4 protein-coding genes and 1 pseudogene are annotated in these 4,953 nt (G+C 50.5%); 4 read left to right on the top strand and 1 reads right to left on the bottom strand.

Annotated elements, in window-relative coordinates; translation table 11 throughout:
* Window positions 1–251, bottom strand: a 251-nt coding sequence (locus BLV54_RS14375; RefSeq protein ID WP_143032538.1) for an IS630 transposase-related protein, incomplete at its 3' end; no start/stop codon positions are given.
* Between the two features lie 250 nt (window positions 252–501).
* On the opposite strand from BLV54_RS14375, the gene BLV54_RS14380 reads away from it, so the two are divergent.
* From BLV54_RS14380 to BLV54_RS17045, 4 genes and pseudogenes are all read left to right on the top strand, one after another.
* Window positions 502–2,319, top strand: coding sequence for an adenosylcobalamin-dependent ribonucleoside-diphosphate reductase (locus BLV54_RS14380; protein WP_090572295.1), 1,818 nt, complete (start codon window positions 502–504; stop codon window positions 2,317–2,319).
* Between the two features lie 137 nt (window positions 2,320–2,456).
* The gene (gnd, locus tag BLV54_RS14385) at window positions 2,457–3,383 is read left to right on the top strand and encodes a phosphogluconate dehydrogenase (NAD(+)-dependent, decarboxylating) (RefSeq protein ID WP_256329536.1); all 927 of its coding nucleotides are present in this window, start codon (window positions 2,457–2,459) and stop codon (window positions 3,381–3,383) included.
* A gap of 1 nt (window position 3,384) precedes the next feature.
* Window positions 3,385–4,755: pseudogene (zwf, locus tag BLV54_RS14390) on the top strand (glucose-6-phosphate dehydrogenase); the annotation flags it as partial.
* 62 nt (window positions 4,756–4,817) lie between these two features.
* Window positions 4,818–4,953: helix-turn-helix domain-containing protein (locus tag BLV54_RS17045; RefSeq protein WP_339389399.1), on the top strand; the 136-nt coding region annotated here is incomplete at its 3' end.

A 4,953-nucleotide genomic window follows, 5' to 3' on the forward strand; every position in this document is an offset into this window, starting at 1 on the left:
TTCTGCGCCACGCCCAAACGTTTTGATCGCTCGTACTGACAGGCATCGGGATAATCGAGAATATCCTGCCGCAATACATCAAGATCAATCTTGCGTTTGCGAAACCCTTGAGGTTTGCGATCAACATGCTTGATCCAGCGAACAACGCTTGCTATACCTACATCAAACCGCGCTGCCACCTCGGCTATCGTAAGTCCTTCTTTCTCTCGAACAGATAAGACTTTACGGCGAAAATCCAATGAATATGCCATCCTTGCATTATAATCAAAATTATCTGGTTATGCTGTATTATGGGCTAGAGCGATATTGATTCAACAAAATCTCAGCAGCGTTGTCAAATTTATATGGTTGAGGTTCTATGGTTCGATAGTGACATTCTTATGCGTGGGAGTGCTTGTATCGATGCTAATTGAATGATTTTATGCTCAACACATTGATTTTGATCGTACTGCTCATCTCTTTACTTTTCTGATAAATCAAGTCGATGTTAATCTCAAAATCATGAACGATCTCTATTTCACCACGCCAATTGCCCAGCATGTCTGGGAAGCTAAATACCGCTATCGTAAAGATAGTGTAGTTTATGATGCCACGATTAGTGATAGCTGGAGGCGCATTGCCTCTACTCTGGCTGAGGAAGAAAGTAATCGAGAACATTGGCAAGCGCGGTTTTACGACATTCTACAAAATTTTAAATTCTTACCAGGAGGCCGTATCCAGGCCGGCGTAGGGACTGTACACAAGGTTACGCTTTTTAATTGTTTTGTGATGGGTACCATCCCCGATGCGATGGATGGAATCTTCGATGCTCTTAAGGAAGGCGCGCTGACGATGCAGCAAGGTGGAGGCGTCGGTTATGATTTTTCCACACTGCGCCCGCGTGGCACGCAGGCGTATAGCGTTGGTTCAGTTGCATCTGGCCCCATTTCTTTCATGCATATCTGGGACAGTATGTGCGCTACCATTCTTTCGACCGGAGCTCGGCGCGGTGCCATGATGGGAACGTTACGCTGCGATCATCCCGATATCGAGGAATTCATAGCCGCAAAACAGGATCGAACTCAGTTACGGCGCTTCAATGTTTCAGTATTGGTCAGTGATGATTTTATGACCGCGATAAGTAAGGATGAAGATTGGCTGCTGGTCTTTCCGGTCAGTGGGCATGTAATGGGTGGTGAAGTGCTGATGCGAGATTGGCCAGGTTACGAGCAACCTGTTCCGTGCAAGGTATACAAGCGTATTCGTGCACGTGAGCTATGGGAAAAGATCATGCGTGCTACATTTGATTATGCTGAGCCAGGGGTATTGTTTATCGATCGTATCAATCAGCACAATAATCTTTATTATTGCGAGAGGATTCATTCGACCAATCCTTGCGGCGAAGTTCCGTTGCCTCCCTATGGTGCTTGCAATCTCGGTTCTATTAATCTTACGCAATTCGTTCATAAGCCCTTTTCAGAGCAAGCGCATCTTGATATGGAAGGTATTAGCGCAACTGCAAGGACTGCAGTGCGCTTGCTGGATAATGTCATAGATGTCTCGAATTTTCCGTTACCCAGCCAGGCTGTGCAGGCGTATTCTTCGCGACGTATCGGGCTAGGGATCACTGGTCTGGCCGACGTACTGATGATGCTGAATATCCCTTATGGCAGCAAAGCGTCCTTACAGATTGCACAATCAGTCATGAAGACTATTTGTCATGCTGCCTACCAAGCTTCTGTTGATATTGCTCGGGAGAAAGAATCGTTTCCATCCTTCGATCAGGAAAAATATCTTGCCGGTACTTTTGTGCGTTCCTTACCCGAAGCTATCCGCCAGGGCATTGCGCAATATGGCATTCGCAATAGCCACCTGACAGCTATCGCACCAACTGGCACAATCAGTCTTCTTGCGAATAATGTTTCAAGCGGTCTGGAGCCAGTTTTTGATAGTGAATACACGCGGCGTGTATTGGGGTTGGATGGAGGTTACTCGGAATATCAAGTGGTCGATTATGCAGTTGCTTCTTGGCGCAAAGAGGAAGAAAGTAAATCTTTACCTCCGGCGTTTATCAATGCCTACCAGCTTTCGCCAACTGATCACCTGCAAATGCAGGCAGCCATTCAGTCATATGTTGACCAGGCTATTTCCAAAACGATCAATGTGCCGACAGATTATGATTTCGTAGCGTTTCGTAATCTCTATCAACAAGCCTATAGCCTTGGTCTGAAAGGCTGCACGACCTTTCGCCCTAATCCGGTGACCGGCACTGTTCTCAGCAAGATAGAACAAGAACAAACGGCGCCGCATTGTTGTAATTTGGAACGTGAAGCAGATTAAGTTAAAGAACAGACACTGTATGCTTCTATAGTGCTTGGATATAAAATTGATTCATTATCTTGCAGCAGTGAGAGATCCTCAGGCTTTAGGTATATAGGTAACCACGTAACCCGATAAGCCTGCGGCCTGATCGAACTATATCACAGGAGAAAAGCATGGAATTCGGCATCGTGGGTTTAGGGCGGATGGGCGGTAATATGGCGCGCCGTTTTGCCCGGCAAGGCATGAAAATCGCGGTGATGAACCGCTCTTTCGACGTGACCGAGGCGCTGGTCAAGGAAACCGGACACCTGGCCTGTGTTGATTATACGAGCCTGGTTACCGCACTCGAGGCGCCACGTATCGTCTGGCTGATGCTGCCGGCTGGTGAGGTAACGGAAGCGGCATTGTCTGCATTGCTGCCATTGCTGTCGTCTGGCGATTTGATTGTGGATGGCTCAAATGGGCACTACAAGGATGATAGGCCTCGTGCAGTGCACTGTGCACAATTCGGCATAGAGTACGTCGATGCGGGGGTTTCGGGCGGAGTATGGGGATTGGAAAACGGTTATTGCATCATGTTTGGTGGATCGGATGCTGTTGCTGGACGCCTGCAGCCGTACATGCAGGCACTCTCACCGACACCGACGACCGGCTGGCTGCACACCGGTCCAGTCGGTTCTGGTCATTATGTGAAGATGATTCATAATGGCATCGAGTATGGCATGATGCAGGCTTTTGCCGAGGGCTTCGCGTTGATGAAGGATAAATCCGATTTTGCGCTTGATCTTGCTGCAATTTCCGAGCTATGGCGGCACGGCAGCGTAGTGCGCTCGTGGCTACTTGATTTGTCCGCCGAATTCCTGGCGGAGGATCAAATATTTGATGGTATCGAACCATTCGTGGCCGACTCAGGCGAAGGTCGCTGGACGGCGCTGGCTGCAATCGAACAGGGTATTCCGGCGCCGGTCATGACGCTCGCGCTGGCGATGCGTTTCGCAACACAGGGCAAGAATGACTATGCTGCCAGGCTACTCGCTAAAATGCGGCAGGGTTTCGGCGGTCATGCGGTCAAGGAGAATTGAGATGAATGACCCGAAGGAGCGTCAATCGGAGAATTTGCCATGTTCATTCGTGATTTTTGGTGCAACCGGCGATCTTGCCTCAAGCAAGCTTTTGCCAGCGCTGTTTCATCTGGAGGTGGCCACACGGCTGGCGGAAAACCTCACTATCGTTGCTTTCTCACGTCGCGACTGGACTCTTGACAGCTGGCGCGAACACCTGCGTACTATGCTTGCCGACGAAGCCAAGGATAAGCTCGAAGGACCGGTATTCGAGCACTTCCTCGCTCGCTTCCGCTACCAGCAGGGCGACCTTAACGACGTAGAATCCTACCGAGCCCTGGCAGCCAATCTGCCGACTGAATCGGCGTGTTCGCGCACAGTGTTTTATCTTGCAATCAAACCCGCTGATTTCACTGCAGTGATCCAGAACCTCGAAGCGGTTAAGCTCAACCAGCCGCGCGGCATGAGCCGGGTAGTGATCGAGAAACCCTTCGGCGAAGATCTTGAATCTGCGCAAGTGCTGAATCGTCTATTGCACCAGTATTTCGATGAGGAGCAGGTCTATCGCATCGATCATTTTCTCGGCAAGGAAACAGTGCAAAACCTGCTCGTGTTTCGCTTTGCCAACACACTGATCGAACCGCTGTGGAATCGTAATTTCATCGATCATGTGCAGATCACGGTGGCTGAGTCGATTGGCATCGAAAAGCGCGCCGACTACTATGATCGTGCCGGTGCCCTGCGCGACATGCTGCAGAACCATCTCATGCAACTGATGACTGTGGTGGCGATGGAGCCCCCGGCCGCGCTCGAGGCGGATGCACTGCGCGACGAGAAGGTCAAGGTATTGCGCTCGATCCGGCCGATTGCCAAGCGCGCGATCCATGCACACGCAGTGCGCGCGCAATATGCGCCTGGCAACATCGACGGACAGGCAGTGGTGGGTTACCAGCAGGAGGAGAATGTCGAGGCCAACTCCCTCACCGAGACTTTTGTTGCCGTAAAGTTTTACATCGACAACTGGCGCTGGCGTGGTGTGCCGTTCTATTTGCGCACAGGCAAAAGACTGGCGAAGCAAACTTCGCTGATCGCTATTCGCTTCAGGCACCCGCCGCAACAGCTTTTCCGCGAGACGCCGCTGGAATCCATCGCGCCGAACTGGGTGTTGCTGTCGATCCAACCCGAGAAATCAATGCGCTTGGAAATTCACGTCAAGCAGCCAGGCCTCGACATGGATACGCGCGTGATGCAGCTGAACGCGAGTTTCCTTAAAACTGACGAGCAGGCGCTCGATGCTTATGAAACGCTATTACTCGATGTGATCGAGGGTGACCGTTCACTATTTATCCGCTTTGACGAGGTGGAATGGGCGTGGCGGGTTGTCGATCCCATTTTAAGATGTTTAGTCCCACGGTGTGCTGGAGTAATATATAGTCAATTATCGAGGGACATATTATGGGACAGGTACTGCATGGAAGCGCCCGTACGACAGAGGCGGTGCGTCGAGCGATACAACATAGTCAAGAGAGCCTGAAAGCATTGGCAAAACGCCACGGAATTAACGAGAAGACCGTGGCGAAATGGAAGAAGC

The organism is Nitrosomonas sp. Nm33 (assembly GCF_900107265.1).
Taxonomy (GTDB): domain Bacteria; phylum Pseudomonadota; class Gammaproteobacteria; order Burkholderiales; family Nitrosomonadaceae; genus Nitrosomonas.

Bases quoted from the DNA above. Each gene is read 5' to 3' on its own strand.
- BLV54_RS14380 (WP_090572295.1), top strand. From the start codon at position 502: ATGAACGATCTCTATTTCACCACGCCAATTGCCCAGCATGTCTGGGAA.